At 63.7% G+C, this 18,085-nt stretch carries 16 protein-coding genes; 12 read left to right on the plus strand and 4 right to left on the minus strand.

Annotated features, from left to right (window positions below):
• Nucleotides 1-272 precede the first annotated feature (272 nt).
• Complete coding sequence (locus tag PMI02_RS01260; RefSeq protein ID WP_007677558.1) at nucleotides 273-938, minus strand: aldo/keto reductase; 666 nt, start codon at nucleotides 936-938, stop codon at nucleotides 273-275.
• Between the two features lie 328 nt (nucleotides 939-1,266).
• Between PMI02_RS01260 and PMI02_RS01265 the strand changes: the two genes are divergently transcribed.
• The gene (locus PMI02_RS01265) at nucleotides 1,267-1,692 is read left to right on the plus strand and encodes a hypothetical protein (RefSeq protein WP_157222314.1); all 426 of its coding nucleotides are present in this window, start codon (nucleotides 1,267-1,269) and stop codon (nucleotides 1,690-1,692) included.
• A 103-nt stretch (nucleotides 1,693-1,795) separates the two neighbouring features.
• Nucleotides 1,796-2,926 (plus strand): GMC oxidoreductase, encoded by a 1,131-nt coding sequence (locus PMI02_RS01270; RefSeq protein ID WP_162130142.1) that lies wholly within the window; start codon nucleotides 1,796-1,798, stop codon nucleotides 2,924-2,926.
• Between the two features lie 85 nt (nucleotides 2,927-3,011).
• On the opposite strand, the gene PMI02_RS01275 is transcribed toward PMI02_RS01270, so the two are convergent.
• Complete coding sequence (locus PMI02_RS01275) at nucleotides 3,012-4,178, minus strand: nucleotide sugar dehydrogenase (RefSeq protein WP_007677562.1); 1,167 nt, start codon at nucleotides 4,176-4,178, stop codon at nucleotides 3,012-3,014.
• A gap of 484 nt (nucleotides 4,179-4,662) precedes the next feature.
• Between PMI02_RS01275 and PMI02_RS26850 the strand changes: the two genes are divergently transcribed.
• The 3 genes from PMI02_RS26850 (at nucleotide 4,663) to PMI02_RS01285 (ending at nucleotide 6,785) form a co-directional block, all read left to right on the plus strand.
• Nucleotides 4,663-4,860: a hypothetical protein gene (locus tag PMI02_RS26850; protein ID WP_157222315.1), complete on the plus strand. Its 198-nt coding sequence runs from the start codon at nucleotides 4,663-4,665 to the stop codon at nucleotides 4,858-4,860.
• On the plus strand, nucleotides 4,857-5,291 hold the full coding sequence (locus PMI02_RS01280) for a DCC1-like thiol-disulfide oxidoreductase family protein (RefSeq protein ID WP_007677564.1): 435 nt from the start codon (nucleotides 4,857-4,859) through the stop codon (nucleotides 5,289-5,291). Before PMI02_RS26850 ends, PMI02_RS01280 begins: the two co-directional genes overlap by 4 nt.
• Nucleotides 5,292-5,369: 78 nt before the next feature.
• Nucleotides 5,370-6,785, plus strand: coding sequence for a thiol-disulfide oxidoreductase (locus tag PMI02_RS01285; protein ID WP_193372868.1), 1,416 nt, complete (start codon nucleotides 5,370-5,372; stop codon nucleotides 6,783-6,785).
• 303 nt (nucleotides 6,786-7,088) lie between these two features.
• On the opposite strand, the gene PMI02_RS01290 is transcribed toward PMI02_RS01285, so the two are convergent.
• Together PMI02_RS01290 and PMI02_RS01295 are read right to left on the minus strand one after the other, a co-directional pair.
• Nucleotides 7,089-7,688 (minus strand): response regulator transcription factor, encoded by a 600-nt coding sequence (locus tag PMI02_RS01290; RefSeq protein ID WP_238538938.1) that lies wholly within the window; start codon nucleotides 7,686-7,688, stop codon nucleotides 7,089-7,091.
• Nucleotides 7,689-8,126: 438 nt separating this feature from the next.
• Complete coding sequence (locus tag PMI02_RS01295) at nucleotides 8,127-8,666, minus strand: polysaccharide biosynthesis/export family protein (RefSeq protein ID WP_238538939.1); 540 nt, start codon at nucleotides 8,664-8,666, stop codon at nucleotides 8,127-8,129.
• Nucleotides 8,667-9,248: 582 nt separating this feature from the next.
• Between PMI02_RS01295 and PMI02_RS01300 the strand changes: the two genes are divergently transcribed.
• The 7 genes from PMI02_RS01300 to PMI02_RS01330 are packed head-to-tail and all read left to right on the plus strand — an operon-like array spanning nucleotide 9,249 to nucleotide 18,044.
• A complete protein-coding gene (locus PMI02_RS01300) occupies nucleotides 9,249-9,872 on the plus strand; it encodes a sugar transferase (RefSeq protein ID WP_036501736.1) in 624 nt (207 codons plus the stop codon).
• A 50-nt stretch (nucleotides 9,873-9,922) separates the two neighbouring features.
• Complete coding sequence (locus PMI02_RS01305; protein WP_007677580.1) at nucleotides 9,923-11,134, plus strand: outer membrane beta-barrel protein; 1,212 nt, start codon at nucleotides 9,923-9,925, stop codon at nucleotides 11,132-11,134.
• A 57-nt stretch (nucleotides 11,135-11,191) separates the two neighbouring features.
• Nucleotides 11,192-13,333: a Wzz/FepE/Etk N-terminal domain-containing protein gene (locus PMI02_RS01310; RefSeq protein ID WP_007677582.1), complete on the plus strand. Its 2,142-nt coding sequence runs from the start codon at nucleotides 11,192-11,194 to the stop codon at nucleotides 13,331-13,333.
• A complete protein-coding gene (locus tag PMI02_RS01315) occupies nucleotides 13,330-14,493 on the plus strand; it encodes a glycosyltransferase (protein ID WP_007677584.1) in 1,164 nt (387 codons plus the stop codon). Before PMI02_RS01310 ends, PMI02_RS01315 begins: the two co-directional genes overlap by 4 nt.
• A gap of 28 nt (nucleotides 14,494-14,521) precedes the next feature.
• A complete protein-coding gene (locus PMI02_RS01320; protein WP_007677600.1) occupies nucleotides 14,522-16,015 on the plus strand; it encodes a hypothetical protein in 1,494 nt (497 codons plus the stop codon).
• Nucleotides 16,015-16,950 carry a phosphoribosyltransferase family protein gene (locus PMI02_RS01325; RefSeq protein ID WP_007677601.1) on the plus strand — a complete coding sequence of 312 codons (936 nt, stop codon included), beginning with the start codon at nucleotides 16,015-16,017 and terminating at the stop codon, nucleotides 16,948-16,950. The genes PMI02_RS01320 and PMI02_RS01325 overlap by 1 nt, the downstream gene beginning before the upstream one ends.
• Nucleotides 16,947-18,044, plus strand: coding sequence for a polysaccharide pyruvyl transferase family protein (locus PMI02_RS01330; RefSeq protein WP_007677602.1), 1,098 nt, complete (start codon nucleotides 16,947-16,949; stop codon nucleotides 18,042-18,044). The genes PMI02_RS01325 and PMI02_RS01330 overlap by 4 nt, the downstream gene beginning before the upstream one ends.
• Nucleotides 18,045-18,085 lie beyond the last annotated feature (41 nt).

The raw sequence follows: 18,085 nt of genomic DNA on the forward strand, positions 1-18,085 counted from the left end.
CATTCGGCTCAGTTACCTGGCGCTGCAGCTGAGCAAGTCCCCGTTGAGCCGATCAGGCCGGCAGCTTTGATCGCGCCCACCATCATGCTGTTTGCGGCGCTGGGATTTGGATGCTTTCCTGTATCGCGCTGCAAAGCGGGAAGGGCGCCCCCTCACGATTAGCCACCTGAAGCGGCAAGTCGACTGCTTTGGCGCGGCGCGAGCGCGGCGAAAGCCTAGCACTCGAGCAGATTCACCCCTTTGCGATCAAGCCTGCCGGGCGTCGTGGCAACCTATTGCGTCAAGCTCAGTTCGCCGACGAGCCCGCGCAGCTGTTCGATTTTTTGATGCGGAAGAGCGTTGTCGAGGATCGCCATGTTCGCACGGATATTCGCGGGGTTTGACAACGAAAAAATCACGGGGCCGCGACCATTTGCATCAACCGCCTCAGCAAGGAATAGGCGGGCCAGTTGTCCGACGTCGAGCCTGTCCATCTCGAGCCTTTCCTGCCAACGCGCTTGCATTTCCGGCTGGTTCTGAAGCCGCCTGACGAGGTCTGAAAAGGCAGCGCCAAGCGGCGAGTGCGTGGCGAGTACAGGTACGCCGTCAAAGCCTGCCTTGTCCTGCAGGCGCAGCCAGATGCTGTCGGGGGCCTGAGCGAAAGCGAATACGCCCGGGTACGGCGCCAGGATTGCCCGTGTCTCGCCGCGCCCGGTGGCAAGTCCGTAAGCTCCGATCTGTCCCTCCGCCCGAAGCCGTTCCAGCATTGCCAGGAGATCGTTGGTCACGTCCGCAGGAGCGGCTTCGTGCAGCAGCAGCAGGTCGACCCTGTCCGTGCCGAGTTCCGAAAGGCTCGTATGCAGGCTCGTCCGGACTTGTTCGGGCCGGAAACGATGGGCCGGCGCCTTGGCAAATTGCGCTACGGGCGTCCCTGTGACGGCTGCAATCTTGCGTGCCACTTAGGCCGCAAAATGCTGGCTCGGCGGGAGTATGCCCACCTTTGTCGCGATGAACATATTCTCTTTTCTACGAGGATCTACGCTACCTAGAACCGCCTCTGCGCTCCCGCAACGGTACATTATACCAGTATCGAAATACTGTAACGCGTAATTTGTTGAAAAATACAGAATTATTATCACCTCCTTTGACAAAATGTACGGCGAGTAACTACTCGTTGCCGAACTCAATGCAGTAGTCAAATGGTAATACAACCGAATTTACATCCATTTTCTACCTTCCTGTTTTCATAAAAGCATGCCTTCGTGATAGGTCAGTGGCAACCCGACTTTGGAGGAAAGATGGCGGTTATGGACTTGTCACGAAGGTGATGTTCCCGAAGAGGGGGTGACGTGCGATGTCTACCTCATCGGTGCTGGCGCAGCCGGGATTTCGATCGCACCGGCCCTTGCAGGGAGCCGTTTTTCGGTATGTTTTCTCGAAAGCTGCGGGCTCGGGGCGGAAGCGAAAACCCAGTCGTGGTACGAAGGGGACTTCACCGGCCACGCCATGACCATGGACGTGGGTCGCTACCGCGGGCTGGGCGGCTCCACATCCAAATGGACGGGTAGGTGCGGCATGCTCGACGATATCGATTTGGCGAGGCGACCATGGGTGCCGCATTCGGGGTGGCCGATCGATCTTGACGATCTGGAGCCCTACTACAAAGCGGCGCAGTTGATCTGCGGCTTTGCCGAACCCTGGATCGAGGATTAGCACGCCGCACGGATGCTTGGCGTGCCGGCCACAAATGATCCCAGACTGCGCAATTTCATGTGGCGCTACGCGCCGATCGGCAAACGCGTTTATCGCAGTTGGGGTGTCGCGGCAGCTTCTGCAAGACGCAGGAAACGTCGATACGATCCTCCATGCCAATATGACCAAATGGCATGCGTCGCCGGATGGAGGTCAGGTCGAGGCGGTCACAATTTCCACGTTCGACGGCAGGCAGCGTGTTGTCAGGGCGCTCACGTTCGTCCTGTGCGGGGGCGGACTCGAAGGCACGCGCCTTTTCCTGTCCAGCGCCGATGACGTGCCGGGCGGCCTCGGTTCGGGCTACGGAATGGCCGGCCGATTCTTCATGCAGCATCCACGCGGACGTATAGGTCGGCTTGAAGCCGATGCGCGAACGCCCCTCGCTCTACAGGATCGCCATGCGATCTTCGGCGTACGGGACGGGCTGCAATACGAAACCGGCTTTGCCCTGACAGAGCGGGCGCAGCGGGAAGGCGGCTTGCTGAACGCCAGCGTCATTTTGACCTACGATGCGGATCCCGATTCGGGATGGGCGGCGTTCAAGTCGCTCCCGAGCACCGAGCCCGAGGGGCCGGAGCGCACTTACGGTAGGGCAGGGGCGCTGATGCGGAAGGCGAAGGATCCGGGCTCGATAGCATCTAACCTGTGGCGCAAAGGCAGGCAGAAACGCCATGCGGCATGCCCCGTCAGCGGGATCAATCTGCTCATCGACCTCGAACAGACCCCAGATCCGGACAGTCGGATCACTCTTTCCTCAGATCGGGACCGCCTGGGCATGCGCAAGGCGCGGGTGGATTGGCGGATCGGTAACGATGAACGCCGCACTGCTGCACAGTTCGGACATTTCCTGCCTGACCATTTCACCAGGACCGGTGGCGGAAAGGTCGAGCTGGACGAGTGGGTTCACGACAGCGGCCCCGTCGGTGATGAACTGACAGGCACCCACCATCATATCGCCACCTTGCGCATGTCGCAAAGCCCCCGCGATGGGGTAGTCGATGGCCACTGCCGCGTGCACGGCGTAGACAATCTCTGCGTGTCCAGCTGCGCGATCTTTGCCACTGGGGGCCATGCAAATCCGACCTTAACCATCGTAGCCCTCGCCTCGCGTCTGGCGGACCACATACGCCACCGGCTTAACCGGCCGCAGCTTTGTGCGACCCGCACGGCGCCGGAGGTTGCTGTTGTGTCGTGACGGAGACTCGGCGGCGAATCGGGAAGACTGCCCGTTCAACCCGATCCAGGTCAGCGCGTGCGCGCACGCGACATCTGGCCTCGGATCAATCGGAACCGAACAGGTCGCGCGTAAAGACTTTCTCTTTCACGTCCTCGATCGGGGCTGTCATGCGGTTTGCGATGATGATGTCGCATTCCTGCTTGAAGACGTCGAGGTCTCGTATGACCTTGGAACCATAGAATTCGCTCTCGGCCATGACGGGTTCGTAAATCACGACCTCTATGCCCTTCGCCTTGATCCGTTTCATGATGCCCTGGATCGAGGACTGGCGAAAATTGTCCGACCCAGCCTTCATCACGAGGCGGTATACGCCCACCTTCCTGGGCTTTTGCGCGATGATCTGGTCGGCCAGGAAATCCTTGCGTGTGCGATTGGCGTCAACGATCGCTCGGATCAGATTCTGCGGGACCTCAGAGTAGTTCGCCAGCAACTGCTTGGTATCCTTGGGGAGGCAGTACCCGCCGTAGCCGAAACTGGGGTTGTTGTAGTGCCTGCCGATCCGTGGATCGAGACCGATGCCGTCGATGATCTGGCGTGTGTCCATGCCGCCGGCGATCGCGTAGCTGTCGAGTTCGTTGAAGAAAGCCACGCGCATGGCGAGGTAGGTGTTGGCAAAAAGTTTGATCGCCTCGGCCTCGTGGGCGTCGGTGAAGAGCACTTCGACGTCCTTCCTTTCGGCGCCCTGAAGCAGCAGATCGGCGAAAATGCGCGCGCGTTCCGACCGTTCGCCGACGATGATGCGCGAGGGGTGAAGGTTGTCGTAGAGCGCCCGGCCTTCGCGCAGGAATTCGGGGCTGAAAATGATGTTGGAGGTACCCAGACGTGCCCGAACGTCCTCGACATAACCGACGGGGATGGTCGACTTGATCACGATCGTCGCATCGCCGTTCACGGCCGTGGCGGTGCGGATCACCGCCTCCACCGAGGACGTGTCGAACTTGTTGGTTTCGGGATCGTAGTTCGTCGGCGTGGCTACGATCACGTAGTCGGCGCCGGCCAGGGCCTCCTGCGGATCGAGCGTGGCGGTCAGGTTGAGCGGACTGGTCGCGAGGAAATCCTCCAATTCCGCATCGACGATCGGCGACTTGCGCGCTGCCAGCATTGCTACCCGCTCCGCGGAGATATCGACTGCGGCCACCTCGTTGTGCTGAGCCAGCAGGACCGCATTGGAAAGACCGACATAACCAAGACCGAAAACGGCGATCTTCATTATCGGGTCACTCCCGCTGCTCGAGGATCGCGCTGCGGCATAGCCGGCATCGGAAGGGGAGTGCACTGGAATGCCATTCGTTTTCCTGCTTTTTCCGCGGCCCTCTGGCCGTCGACCCGGTGGTCTATCCGGCATCGCAGCGGAGCGCGTCAACGGGATTGTGCTGCAGCGGCAACCTAAGGGCGGGGAGACGACTGATCTGTCACCCTTAAGGGTGGGCCGGCGACTATTTCAGTCTTCGTCGCTCATATCCCTACCCCGCGACCGGAGTATCACGGATGGGAACGTGCCCGCATGGGAAAACCAAGCATATGATGGCTCAACGCGCTGCAATGGTTGCGATTCGGTGCGGCGCGATGCCGCGCTCGTTGCTCTACCCTATCGGGTTAATCACTTAGGTATGGTTGTGATAGCCAATGAATGATGGGAACCTGTTCAGGCGCGGTGAAACTGCGCTTACCTGTTTCTCGAGGGGAATAAGGCCTTGCCAGATCAGACCGCAACGCATGGCATGTCGCCGCTCAAGATACTGGTCGTTGCTTCGAGCGGCTTGCTGACCCTGGTAGGTATATTCGATGCGCTCACGAACCTTCCCGTTGTATCCGGCTGCGCGTTTTATGGTGAGTGTCATCGCGAGAGTTTCCGCGATCCTCCGGGCGAGATGGGCAAGGACGTTCCGTGAACGACAACGCGGCGGCCGACGCTGACCCCAGTCCCCGTGCTCTGATCGTCTACGATGGCGAGTGTATTTTCTGCCAGAACTACGTGCGAATGATCAAGCTGCGCGAGAGTGTCGGGACTGTGGACCTGGTCGATGCGCGCAGTGACGATCCGCGTGCGCGCGCCATAGTGGCCCAAGGCTTCGACCTCGACGAGGGCATGGTATTTTCTTACCGTGACCGGATATATCACGGCTCCGACGCGGTCCACGCGATCGCGCTGCTGGGATCGTCGTCCAGCGCCTTCAATAGACTCAATGCCATGCTTTTCTCGCGGCCGACAATCGCCCGCCTCAGCTATCCATGGCTCAAGGCTGGCCGGCGGGCGACCCTGTGGTTGCGAGGCCGCAAGTTGATCAGACAGTCCGGCGTCACTGACGGATCGATATCGTAACCGTCGGGGGGCCTTGTGGGGGACCTTATGCAGACAGTACAGCCGATCCCGCTTTTCCGCCGACTTTCATGGCAGAAAATGGCCGCAGAGCGTGCCACGCCGACTTACGACGGGTTGACCGCGGTAGCTCCTTGCTGGGGCGTCGCCGCACTTTTCAGCATCGTCGGTGACCCCTCCGGTCTCACTGGCCGCGAGGGAATAATCTATCTTCTGCTGGCATGGTCGGTAGTCGGTGCCAGCGCGTTGACCATACTGTTCCCGCGCAAGACCTGGGCTTTCGTGGGCCTCGCCGCCTGCACGGTACTGCTCTACGCGGTGCGCCTGCCGGTGGCCTCCAACAACAAGACGATAACCACTGCCTTCGACCTTTGCATCCTGCTCAGCGCATGCGTGCTGTCGGCGAGAGGATCGCTGGACCGCCAACGCTTTTACGAAAGCCTGCGCACCCCGGCCCGCCTGCTGCTGGCGATCATGTATTTCTACGGCATCTTTCACAAGATCAACACAGACTTCCTCGATCCCACGGTAAGCTGCGCGGTCGGCCTGTACAAGCCGCTGGCGGCGCCTTTCGGTCTCGAGGACAATCTGATCGGCCGGTACATGGCGATCTGGTCCACGTTCGTGATCGAGGGCATCGCGATCGTCGCCTTGTTCTGGCGCAGGTGGTTCGCCATCGGCCTGTGCAGCGCGCTGGTGTTCCACTACATCATCCCGATCTCGGCCTACAGCTGGTACATGGACTTCTCCAGCCTGGTCTTCGCGCTCTACATGCTGTCGATGCCGCGCGATGCCAGCGCGAAGATCTACGAGATCGTATACCGCCACATGGTCGAGCCGCTTCGCGCCCTGTTCGGCCGGATCGGTATTCTGGCTCCGGCGGGCGGCCTGCTGCTGGCGGCGACAATGGTGGTTCTGCTGCTGGCACTGGCCAATCCGGGCCGCCCGGCGCTGATGCTGCTGCATTCGATCTTCATCCTGACCTGGGCGGTCGTGGGCGGCATCGCGATGACGGTAATGATCTACGTTGCCATGCTGTACCTGCCCTATACCGGCCCCCGGCAATCGTCCCCGAAATGGACCTGGATCATCCCGGCGCTGTTCTTCATCAGCTGCGTTTCGCCTTATGTCGGCCTGAAGACCGAAAGCTCGATCAACATGTTCAGCAACCTTCACACCGAAGGCGGCAGCACCAATCACCTGATGTTCGAGAAGCCGCCCTATCTCTTCCCCTATCAGCAGGACATCGTGCAGGTCGTAGCGTCGTCGAGCCCGTCGCTCACCCGGGCGGCGAACGAAGGAACCATGAGCGTGATGTTCGCGATCGAGGAGTTCCTGCGCCGGCATCCGGACCAATGGGTGACCTTCACGCACAACGGCCGGCTGGTCGAGCACGCCACTGCGGCCACTTTGCCAAGCGCCTCGAACTGGTTCGAGCGTAAGTTCCTGATCTTCAAGCACGTCGATCCGAACCGGCCGAAGGTCTGCACCCACTGAATCCGGGGGGGTGGCGGATGCCGAAGGTCGGGAGCCGCCTTTCGAGAAGGGCGGCAGACATAAAGGGCCGGGCCGTGTTTTTCCGGCCCGGCTCGTTTCGGCGGGGAGAACAAAGGCGCAAGGCCGGGCCTGAGGCCGAGCGACGTGCTCGGCAGGCCGTTATATCATCCCACTGATGAGAAAAGTCCGGAGCGCGCCCCTGGCGAAATCTGCAGGCGCGTCGGCACCGAGGCACCGGGGTGGGACGCAGCGACGGGCTCATGCAGACGGGGCGCCCTCACGCCATCTACCAGCGCGCGGCGCTCAGCAGACCGTGCTGCGGTCCGCCCGCTCGAAGTTCGAGCGCTGTTCGTAGTTGGGCAGACCGCGGGCCGTGGCCCACATCGCCGCCTGCGTCCTGTTGGCGACGTTGAGCTTTCGCAGGATTGCCTTGACGTGGACCTTCACTGTCGCTTCGGTGACCAGGAGCTTTCGCGCGATGTGCTTGTTGGAGTAGCCCGCCATCAAGCAGCACAGGACGTCGTTCTCGCGCTGGGACAGGTTGGCCGCGGTGCTGGACTGTCCCTCCCGCGGTTCCGGCGGGGCAACCCTGAAGTCCTCGCGCCGCAGCATGTCGGCGACATCTGGCGGCATGACCTTGTGGCCCAGCGCGGCAAGCTGCAACAGGGCGATGAGCGTGTCGCACGGCATGTCCTTGACGGCATACCCTTGCGCGCCGTTGTCGAGGCAGGTGAGCATCGCGGCCAGGTCGAACTTCTCGACCAGGATCAAACCCCTCAGGCACTCGCGGTCGACCAGCCACTGGAGGGCGCTGAGTTGCTCCTCCAGGCTCGGCACGTCCACCAGCACGAGGTGATCGCTCCTCGATGGGAGGTCCGGCAGTTCCTCTACGCAGGAGGACATCGAAATGACGTCGATCCCCCCCTCCGAGACGATGCGCCGAAGCCCCTCGCGAGAAATGAGACTGGGGTTTATGATAGAGACTGAAATTCCCAACGGGCCACCTTCCGAGTTTCAGCCGTGCACCGCAATGTCGCAGCATACGGTCGCTTTTCCTTCTCGGCCTTTCCAGGTCAGTCCTGCCATCGGATAGCACAAGTAGGCGCAAGACGTGCGCAATGTAAGACACCCTGTTCCCGATACATATTTGTTATAATTGATAATTAAAATACATCAGGAGCACATCGCATTAATCAAAAATGTTCGCGATCATTACTCATATAGATTACACTTAGTGAGTTAGCTGAAAATACGTGTTTCTGTATGGGGGTTTTTTATCAATCCGCCCATTACACGTTGAAACTACGCATTTTTGAGCCAGGCCGTTGTGCCAATGCCGCATCACAGCATGGATTCGTTCACGGTGATCGTGTCGCCTGGCATGATGATGAGGCCGGGATCGCCCACTGGCACCTTGCGGCCACCGCCCCAGCTCTTGCGGCGCACGACGACGGTGCCCTTGTTGGCACGCGTGGTGAACCCGCCCGCCTTGGCGATGCCCTGGAGCAGCGACATCTCGCCGGTGAAGGTATATTCGCCCGGCTTGCCCACCTCGCCTATGACGTAGAACGGCCGGTACGAAATCACGTCCACCGCAACGCGAGGATTGAGGACGTACCCGCCTTGCGCGAGCTTAGCGGTGATCGCGTCGGCCATCTGCTGGGGCGTGCTGCCCGCAGCGGGCACGTCGGAAATCAGCGGCAGGGTCACGCTTCCGGAACTGCCGACCTCGTAATCGCCGGTCAGCGAGGGTTCGTCGAAGACCGCCACCCGTACCTTGTCGCCGGCGTCCAGACGCGTGCCCTGCATCGAGCGGGCATTGGCTTCGGAAACGTCGACGAACGGGTAGTCCTGGGTCGCACATCCGGCCGTGGCCGTCATCGCAAGCAATGCGACCAATGTGGCGGAGCGCCGAACCATGGCTGCAGAAAATACGGCTGATCGTTCATGTCCATGCGGTACAGACTTGGAACAGAGCAAAGTCACCCTCCTTGCTTGCGCGGCCCGACTGGTTGGCGGGAACAACATCATCCTATCCAAGTACATTTTCCGTTCCATACCCCTTATGATGTGCGGGAAAAACAGGAGCGCCGGGTCGATAGTCAAAAAGGGGTAGCCGAATTTAATTCTTATGATCGATTGCCTGTGAAGGGCGGATGCCGTCACTCTGACCGTGGCTGATCGATCTGTGGCTGTTCCTTGAACCGGGGCAGCGAGGTCTTTCGGTGACTGCGACCTTCGGTTGCTACGGATAGAAGGGCAGCCTCCATGTATGGAAACTCGGTAGGAGTACAGGAACGGAAGCACGCTTCCGTCTCGGTTTCGTACTCACCTCAAGAAGATCCGTATGGGCGTCATGCGCATGTGCGCTCCCACGTTTCCCATCTCACAGGCCAGGGCGGCAACCCGCTCCGCCCGGCGTCGATCGCCGGGAGCGCGCGCTCGCGATGGGATTGCTGGGATGTGCTCGGGCAGCCGGATCATCCGCTCGCGCGGCCGTTCGACGTCATCCTCGCGGCGGCGATGATCGTCGCGTTCCTGCCGTTGTTCATCGGCATCACCGTCGCTATCTGGCTCAACGACCGGGGCCCCGTGCTTTTCGTCCAGCGCCGTGTCGGGCGAAACGGCCGATGTTTCCCATGCCTCAAGTTCCGCTCCATGCGGATCGATGCACAGCAGGTCCTCGCTGCGATCCTGCGCGACGATCCGGTGCTGCGGGCGCAGTGGGAACGCGACCACAAATTGCCCAGCGATCCGCGCGTGACCAGCATCGGGCGTATCCTTCGCGTGACCAGCCTGGACGAGCTTCCGCAACTGTTCAACGTGCTGCGCGGCGAGATGAGCATCGTGGGTCCGCGTCCGATCGTCATAGCGGAGATCCCGCGCTACGGACGCTACATTCACCACTATTACGCCGTTCGGCCGGGCCTTACCGGACTGTGGCAGGTCTCGGGGCGCAGCAGCGTGACTTACCGGCGGCGTGTCGCCGCCGACATAAAGTACACCCGCGCCCGCACGCTCGTCTTCGACGCCCGCATCCTCGCCGCGACGATACCCGCAGTGGCGACTGGGCGTGGCTCGTGCTGATAGGCGTGGCTGGGAAACGATTGCTGAGCAGGCTCCGACGGACCACCGCCTTGTACTGGCTTGCAGGGCCGCTCATCCCGGTGCTGCTGCCAGCCGCTGCGCGAGCGCAGGACCGGACCGTCGCAGTTCCCGAAACCGTGGTGGAGGGCCTTGATCCGACCGGCTTCCGGCTGGGCTCGTTCGTCGCCCTTCCGCGTGTCAACTTCGACGTGCGCTACGACGACAACATCTACAACCGCGCCGACAAGATAGAAGACGGCGTGGTGGTAGTCCGGCCGAGCCTGCGGGTGCAAAGCGACTTCTCGCGCCACCAGATCCGGCTCGATGCCGCGGCCGAGGGGCGGCGCTATTTCGACATGACGGCGGAAGACAGCAACCAATGGGCATTCGACGCGGCGGGGCGCCTCGACTTCGCGAACCGCTTCGTCCTGGCCATAAACACGGGCGTCGCCCGCCGGATCGAGCGCCGCGGCACCTTCGGCGACCAGTTCTTCACCGACCGGCCGGTCGTCTACATGGACACCGGAGTCGGCGCGACGCTCTCGCGGATGGGCGGGATCGTCGAATGGCAGGCAAGCGTGAGCACCCGCAATCTGGAGTACAAGGACGCGTCTCTCGGCGGTGTCGAGATCGACCAGTCGTACCGCGACGTGAGGCGTGACGCGCTGGCTTTCCGGATCGACTACCGGCGATCGGTGAAGCTGGGCGTGTTCATGCGCCTGACGGGCACCCACCTTGCCTACGACCTGGGCTCCAGCAGGGATTCCAAAGGCTTCTCCGTCGTGGGTGGGCTCAGTTACCGCATCACCGACTTGCTCACGGTTGAAGGTGCGCTCGGCTACGTGACGCAGAAAATGGACGATCCGAGGCGGAGCGACATTGGCGCGGTCGACTATCACTTGAGCGTCTCCTGGACACCGACGCCGCGCACCCGGTTCGAACTCAAGGGCGAACGCAACGTCGAGCGGAGCCCTCTCGCGATCGATGCGGCGGTCCTCCAGTCTACGATCATCGGCACGGCGACGATCGCGGTCGGCAGCCGGACCTTCGTCGGGCTCGAGGTCGGGTTCCTCCGCAACGACTACGACGGGTTCGACCGGCGCGAATCGCGCATCCACGGCGAAGCCACGATCAACCGGACGGTGACGAAAAACATCGCGGCGTTCGTCGGCTTCAGCGGCAGGCACCAACGGGGGTCGGGCATCAATCCCCGTGAATATGACGGCCTTGCCGCGCGCATCGGCGCGAGAATGGCGATCTGAAGATTCCGAATTCTCCACCGGGCGGATCTCCCTCCGCCCCGGCGACAGGAGCAGAGCATGAACAGTTCACACCAGATTATCAGTGCCGCTCCCGACCCGCGGGATCTTGCCTTTGCCCCGGGACAGTCCCTGATGCAGGCAGGGGACCGCGTGGACCTCAGCGGGTCCATGGCGTTTTTCCGTCGGCGCTCGGGCCTCATCGCGATGGTGACCGCCGCCGCCGTCGCGATCGGCGCTGCGATCACCTATTCGATGCCGGTCACCTACACCGCCGAAGCGACGGTGAGCCTGCTGGCTCCGACCGAGGACCCGGGCGGAGTGGCCGGGGCAGGTCGCCAGGCCGGACCGGCGCCCAACAGCTCCTATGTCGACACCCAAGTGGAAACGCTCAAGTCGCGTGACCTCGCGCAGCGGGTGGCGGGCGCGCTGGGCGTCCTCGCCGGGAAGACGACGGCCGAGCAGGCCGTGATCGTGACCCAGTTCCAGTCGAACGTCTCGGCCGTGCGCAGCGGCGAGAGTTATGCCCTGAAGGTCGTCTTCAAGGCGCCCAGCGGGCAGGACGCGGCCAAGGTCGCCAACATGTACGCCCAGCAGTTCACCCAGCTCGAGGTCGAGTCCACTCGCGAGAGCAATCAGGCGACGGCCCGCCTCGTCGAGCCGCGCCTGCAGCAATTGCTGCAGCAGGCCCATTCCGACACCGAACGGCTGCAGCGCTATCGTATCGCCAACGGACTGCTCAGCACCTCGGGCGCGTCGCTGACCGAGCAGGAGATTTCCAGCTACAACCAGGAAGTGACCAAGGCCCGCGCGGAAGCTGCGGAAAGCGAAGCCCGTCTGGGCACGGCGCAGGCGCAACTGCGCTCCGGATCTTCCGGCGAAGACGTGGGCGAGGCGCTGGGCTCCAGCGTGATCGGGGGGCTGCGCGCACGCGAATCGCAGGTCGGCGGCCAGGTCGCCAATCTTCAGGCCCGATACGGTCCCAATCATCCCGAACTCGTGCGGATGAAGAGTGAACTCGCCGAGGTCCGCAGCGACATCAAGAACGAGATCACCCGCATCATGGCGAACCTCGCGGCGCAGCGCGACGTTGCGAACCAGCGCCTTGCCTCGCTGACCACGAGCCTTGGGGCCGCGCGGGGCAATCTGGCGCGGAACAACGCCGCGATGGTCGGCCTCGACGAGCTGGAACGTGCTGCGCAGTCGTCGCAGGCGATGTACGAGAGCTATCTCAACAACTACAAGCAGCTCGTCGCCCAGGACGGAACCCAGCGGCCGAACGCGCGGGTGCTTTCGCTGGCGGAAGTGCCGCTGCTGCCCAGCTCGCCCAACGTGCCGATGAACATGATCCTCTCGCTGGTGATCGGCCTCGGCGCCGGCTTGGCGGCCGCCTATGTGGCCGAAGCCCTGTTCCGGGGCGTGACGACGGCGGATGAGGTGCAGCAGGGACTGGGCATCCGTTGCCTCGGCTCGGTGCCCCTGCTGGCCTCGGTCAGCCGCAAGTCGCGGCGCGAGGTACCGGCGATCACCCAGGAGCCGCGCTCCGCGTTTGCAGAGTCCTTCCGTTCGCTGCGCACCTCGATCGAGCACGCCGTCTACGGGCCGGCACAAGTCATCGCGATCACCTCGGCGCTGCCCAAGGAGGGCAAGACGACCATAGCCTCGTGTCTGGCCCAGACGCTGGCCGTGGGAGGGCGCGGAACGATCCTCGTCGACTGCGACTTGCGCGGGCGCGGCGTCAGCCGGCTCCTGCGGCTCTCGTCCGATCATCCGGGCCTCATCGAGGTTCTCGAAGGCAACGTGCCACTGGCCGATGCACTGGTTACCGGCGAGTCCGGCCTCTGCGTGCTGCCGATCAAGCCCTCGGACATGGAGCGGGACAACCTCCTGACCGGCGAGACCTTCGCGCGGCTCATCGAGGAACTGCGCGCCTGCTTCGATCACGTCGTGCTCGATCTGCCGCCGATCCTGCCGATCGCCTCGGGGCGCACAATCGCCGGCGTGGCCGATGCGACGGTGCTGGTGGTGCGCTGGCGCAAGACCATGCAGGGCGCGGCGCGCTCCGCCCTCAACATGCTGCCGCGCGAAAGCGTGAACGTGGTGGGGGTGACCATCAACCAGGTCGACATCCGGCGTCGGCGCCTCTTCGGATATAGCGATCCGTCCTACTTCTATCGCCAGTACAAGGGATATTACGCGTGATTCCAGGCGCGACCCCCGGCGTGCTTACGAGCAGGGCCGAGACGACGGTTGCCGGCGCCTATGGCCGCTTCAGCGAGCCGCGGGTCGCGATCGTGCACTACTGGCTTGTCTCGATGCGCGGAGGCGAGCGAGTGCTCGAACGGCTGCTGGGCCTGTTTCCCGGCGCCGACGTCTTCACGCACGTCTACGACGAGAGCCGCATGTCCGAGCGCATCCGACAGGCCAAGGTGACGACCACCTGGATCAACGGACTGCCGTTCTCCCGGAAGTTCTACCAGTACTACCTGCCGTTCATGCCGATGGCGCTGGAGCAGCTCGACCTTTCGGAATACGACCTGGTCATCAGCAGCGAGAGCGGCCCGGCCAAGGGCATCATCGCCAGCCCTCATGCGCAGCACATGTGCTATTGCCATTCGCCGATGCGCTACCTGTGGGATCACTACCACCTGTACCGCAAGGACGCGAACCCGATCGCCCGCGCAGCGATGCCGCTGATCTATCACCGGATGCGCCAGTGGGATCTCGCCTCTAGCGCCCGGGTCGACAACATTGCCGCCAACAGCACGTTCATCCGGGACCGCGTGCGCAAGTATTGGCGCCGGGAAGCGGAGGTGATCCACCCGCCGGTGGATACGCGCATCTTCACGCCCAGCCTGGAAGTGGACGACCACTACCTGTGGGTCGGCCAGATGGTGCCCTACAAGCGGCCCGACCTCGCCGTGGAAGCGTTCAATCGCACCGGACTGCCACTGCTGATGGTGGGGGAGGGCGGCATGCTCGCCAAGCTGAAGCGGATTGCCGGGCCTAATATCCGGTTCGTCTCGCGCCTGGGGTTCAATGAACTGCGCCAGGCTTACGCCCGCGCACGGGCGCTCGTCTTCACCGCGGAGGAAGATTTCGGTATCGTCCCGGTAGAGGCGATGGCATCGGGGCGACCGGTGCTTGCCTACGGGCGGGGCGGGGTGCTCGACAGCGTCGTCCCCGGCGAGACCGGCCTGTTCTTCGAGCGGCAGACCGCCGACTCGCTGGTCGACGGCATCGAGAGGTTCGAGCGCTGGTTGCCGGAATTCGACCCCAGGCGGTCGGTAGCGCAGTCGAACCTGTTTGCGCCCGAACATTTCGACCGAAAGATCCTGGCAGCGGTGGGACACTCGTCGTGACACCGTGGTTCGGGCGCGGAGGGCGCGGATGAGCTTTACATTCATCGGCCTCCTCCAACTCATGATCGGGTCCATGCTGCTGTTCCGGTCGATGCCGGCGATGCTGGTGTTCCTGATGGCCTCGGGGCTGTTCGGAGGCTCGGCGGCGTTGACCGTCTCGGCTCTGGGCAACAGTTCGATCCCGCCGATCCAGTTCGCGCTGATCTTCGTCTACCTGCGCGTGATGATGCCGAGCGGCGGCTACTTCGGCCTGTGGACCGAGGGCGTGAAGGACAACTTCATGCTCGTGCTGTTCACGCTTTACGGCATGGCGGCGGCGTTTATCGCCCCGCGCATCTTCGCCGACCAGATCAACGTCGCGCCGATGCGCTTCGACGACGCGCGCAGTCTGTTCGACACGGTGCCTCTGCGGCCGACCGCGCAGAACATCACCGCTGCAGTGTATCTGCTGGGCGCCCTGCTGGCGACGCTGGGGACTTACGTCGCCGTGCGCACCGCGGGCGGTATCGAGGCGCTGGTCAAGGGCGGGGTCGTGATCGCCTGGATCCATGCCCTGAGCGGGCTTGTCGCTTCGCAGACCAAGGGGACGCCGGTCGAAGGCTTCTTCGCGCTATTCCGCAACGGGACTTACGCCCAGCTCGACCAGTCCTACCAGGGATTCAACCGCATCGATGGGTTCTTTCCCGAAGCCTCGGGGTGGGCAGCGTTCGGTCTCGGATGGTTCATCTTCAACTGCGAGTGCTGGTATCGTTCGGTCTGGGCCAGGCACACCGGGGCGGCGGCGCTGGTACTGGGCGCGGTGCTGTTCATCAGCACGTCCAGCACGGCTTATGTCGGGCTCGGCTGCTATGCGGCGTTCTTCCTGGGCCGCGCGGCCATCGCGCCGGGGAGCGCCAATCCCGTCCGCTTGCGACAGGCCGCCGTCGCCGTCGGTGCCATGGTCGTGCTGGCAGCGCTGGCGCTGGCGGTCATGCCCGGCGGCGCGGCCAAGATCGGCGACATGATCCTCCACATGACGGTGGACAAGAGCGACAGCTCGTCCGGTCAGCAGCGCCTGTTCTGGGCGATGCAGGGCGTCACCGCCTTCACCGCCTCCGGGGGGCTGGGAGTGGGTCCGGGCAGCTTCCGCTCGTCGAGCCTGTTCATGGCGATCCTGGGCACGATGGGCGTGATCGGCATCCTCACCTTCGCGCTCTACCTGCTCAACGTCGTGAAACTGCCCGCCTACGGCCGCGGCGGAAGCGCGCAGGGCGGCGGGGCGATAAGCGCCGTGATGCGCGCGTGCGCCACCACGGCCGTCATCATACTCGTCCCCGCCGCGATCGCCTCTCCTAATAGCCATCCGGGCACGAGCTTTGCGATGTTCGCGGGCGCAGCGCTCGCCCTGCGCCGGATGCTGCCGCGCCAGGTCGTCACGCCCGACTTCTCGTTGGCGGTCAGTCGCGGCATTTCGGGGGCACTGCCGCAATCGGCGCCATCCAGCACCGCATCGCGCCCCAGCGCTTCCGGAGGAACGACCTGATGCATTTCCGTTCGATCGCCGATCTCTACAAGGACGTCTGGCGGGGACTCTCGCGGGTGCCGCACGACATCGACGTGGTGGTCGGCATTCCGCGCAGCGGAATGCTGCCCGCGACGATGATCGCGCTTGCCCGCAACCTTCCGCTGGCGGAGATCGACGGCTTCGCGGCGGGGCAGGCACTTGGTGTCGGCCACACCCGCCGGGAGGATACCGGGGCTGGCAGTTTCGTCCATGCGCTGGTGATCGACGACAGTTGCCGCACCGGCGCATCCATGCGCGAGGCGCGCGAAAAGTTGGCGCATCTCGGGTGCCGTATCACTTTCGCGGCAGTCTACGGGACAGGCGAAAGCTCAGGCGAAGTCGACCTAATCTTCGCGGCCGTCCCCGAGCCGCGCGTGTTCGAATGGAACGTGCTGCATCATCCCATCGTCTCGCGCTCCTGCTTCGACATCGACGGCGTGCTCTGCGTCGATCCGACCGAGGCGGAGAACGACGATGGTGCCCGCTACCTGAGCTTCCTCGCGGAGGCCGTGCCGCTCCATCGCCCCCGCCGTGAGATCGCGATGCTGGTGACCAGTCGTCTCGAAAAGTACCGCGCGCCAACCGAGGATTGGCTGGAGCGCCAAGGCATCCGCTACGGCGAACTGCGCATGCTGGACCTTCCCGATGCGGCGACGCGGCGCCGACTGGGCGCGCACGCCGGCTTCAAGGCGGAAGTCTACCGCGGGTCCTCGTGTGCCCTGTTCGTCGAGAGCGAACTGCACCAGGCCCGCGACATCGCCCGCCTTGCCGGCAAGCCGGTCCTCAGCCTGCAGGGACCGCAGATGCTCGTGCCCGGAGCGCTCAACGTCCAGGCGATCGGCCACAAGCTGGCGCCGAGCCGGATGCGCGCACGGGTCGGCCGCGTCGTATCGCGGATGTTGCAGGCGGGATGACGGCTATTCCGGACCTGTCTGCGCGACCCGTCGCCAAGGCCGCCACGGGGGCAGTGCGCCGACAGGTCTTCGTTGCCGGCGATCTGCATAATTTGGGCGATCTCAAGCTGCTGCTACAAAACCTGGCGCTCACCCATGGCCGCGGCGGCGCGGTGCGGCGCTGGGCGGACCTCCCGGACGCCATCGTGAGGCAGGTTGGAGAGGCGGGCGGCGAACTCGTTCCGGGGCGCCGGGTCCTTTCGTTCGCTCGGCGGGCTTTCGGGGCGGAACTGGTCATCGGCGGCGGCCAGTTGGTGCGGGACAACGTCTCGATCCCCTCGCTGCTGGGGCTGGCGATCGCAGCGCTGAGCGCCCAGATCGGCGGGGGCCGGGTCATCACGCGGGGACTGGGCGTGAGCGCGATCCGGTCTCGCCTGCGGCGCCTGCTCTGGCGCGTGGTGCTGGGGACCTGCTCCGTGGTGAACGTGCGTGACAAGGTCTCGGCGCGCAACCTGGCGGACCTGCTGCCGGGCAAGCAGGTGGCGGTCAATGCCGACATGGTGTTTCTGCCGACCCCGGCCATCCACGCGGCGATCCCGCGCGGGGGCGAGCGGCGATGGATCGTCGTGGCACCCTGCGAGGACGGGGGAGAGCGGCGCTCGCTCGACGGGCCGGCGCTCGATGCGGTGCTCGAGGCGGCCCTGGTGGCGTTGCCGGGAGCGCGGATCGCCATCGCCTGCCACGATCCTCGGGAGAGCATGGACAAGGCATCGGCCTCGAGGCTGGCTGCGCGCTGGAGCAGCCGGGATCCGCAGGTGTTCGACAGCTTCGAACTGGGGGTGCTGACGGATCTTTACAGGGACGCCGGGCTGGTCGTGACCAACCGCCTGCATTCGCTGATTTTCGCGGTTCTCGCCGAAGCGCCGGCCCTTGCGATCGAGGATGGGACAAGCAAGGTACGTGTCGTCGCGGATGATTTCGCCATCAACGTCATAAGACGCGAAGATGCCGGTGGGGCTGCGGGACTGGTCGCGGCGGCGCTTTCCTTTGACCGCGACCAGCGCGCACGGGTCAGGCTTGACCTTGCGCGCCGAGCGGCACTGAACCTGACATAGACGTCACCTGACGCGACATGAGCTGCACCGAGCACGGCTTT

This window comes from Novosphingobium sp. AP12, from assembly GCF_000281975.1.
Lineage (GTDB): Bacteria > Pseudomonadota > Alphaproteobacteria > Sphingomonadales > Sphingomonadaceae > Novosphingobium.

Bases quoted from the DNA above. Each gene is read 5' to 3' on its own strand.
- PMI02_RS01330 (WP_007677602.1), top strand. From the start codon at position 16,947: ATGACGGCTATTCCGGACCTGTCTGCGCGACCCGTCGCCAAGGCCGCC.
- PMI02_RS01310 (WP_007677582.1), top strand. From the start codon at position 11,192: ATGAACAGTTCACACCAGATTATCAGTGCCGCTCCCGACCCGCGGGAT.
- PMI02_RS01290 (WP_238538938.1), bottom strand. From the start codon at position 7,688: ATGTCCTCCTGCGTAGAGGAACTGCCGGACCTCCCATCGAGGAGCGAT.
- PMI02_RS01295 (WP_238538939.1), bottom strand. From the start codon at position 8,666: ATGACGGCCACGGCCGGATGTGCGACCCAGGACTACCCGTTCGTCGAC.
- PMI02_RS01325 (WP_007677601.1), top strand. From the start codon at position 16,015: ATGCATTTCCGTTCGATCGCCGATCTCTACAAGGACGTCTGGCGGGGA.
- PMI02_RS01275 (WP_007677562.1), bottom strand. From the start codon at position 4,178: ATGAAGATCGCCGTTTTCGGTCTTGGTTATGTCGGTCTTTCCAATGCG.
- PMI02_RS01320 (WP_007677600.1), top strand. From the start codon at position 14,522: ATGAGCTTTACATTCATCGGCCTCCTCCAACTCATGATCGGGTCCATG.
- PMI02_RS01285 (WP_193372868.1), top strand. From the start codon at position 5,370: ATGGCCGCAGAGCGTGCCACGCCGACTTACGACGGGTTGACCGCGGTA.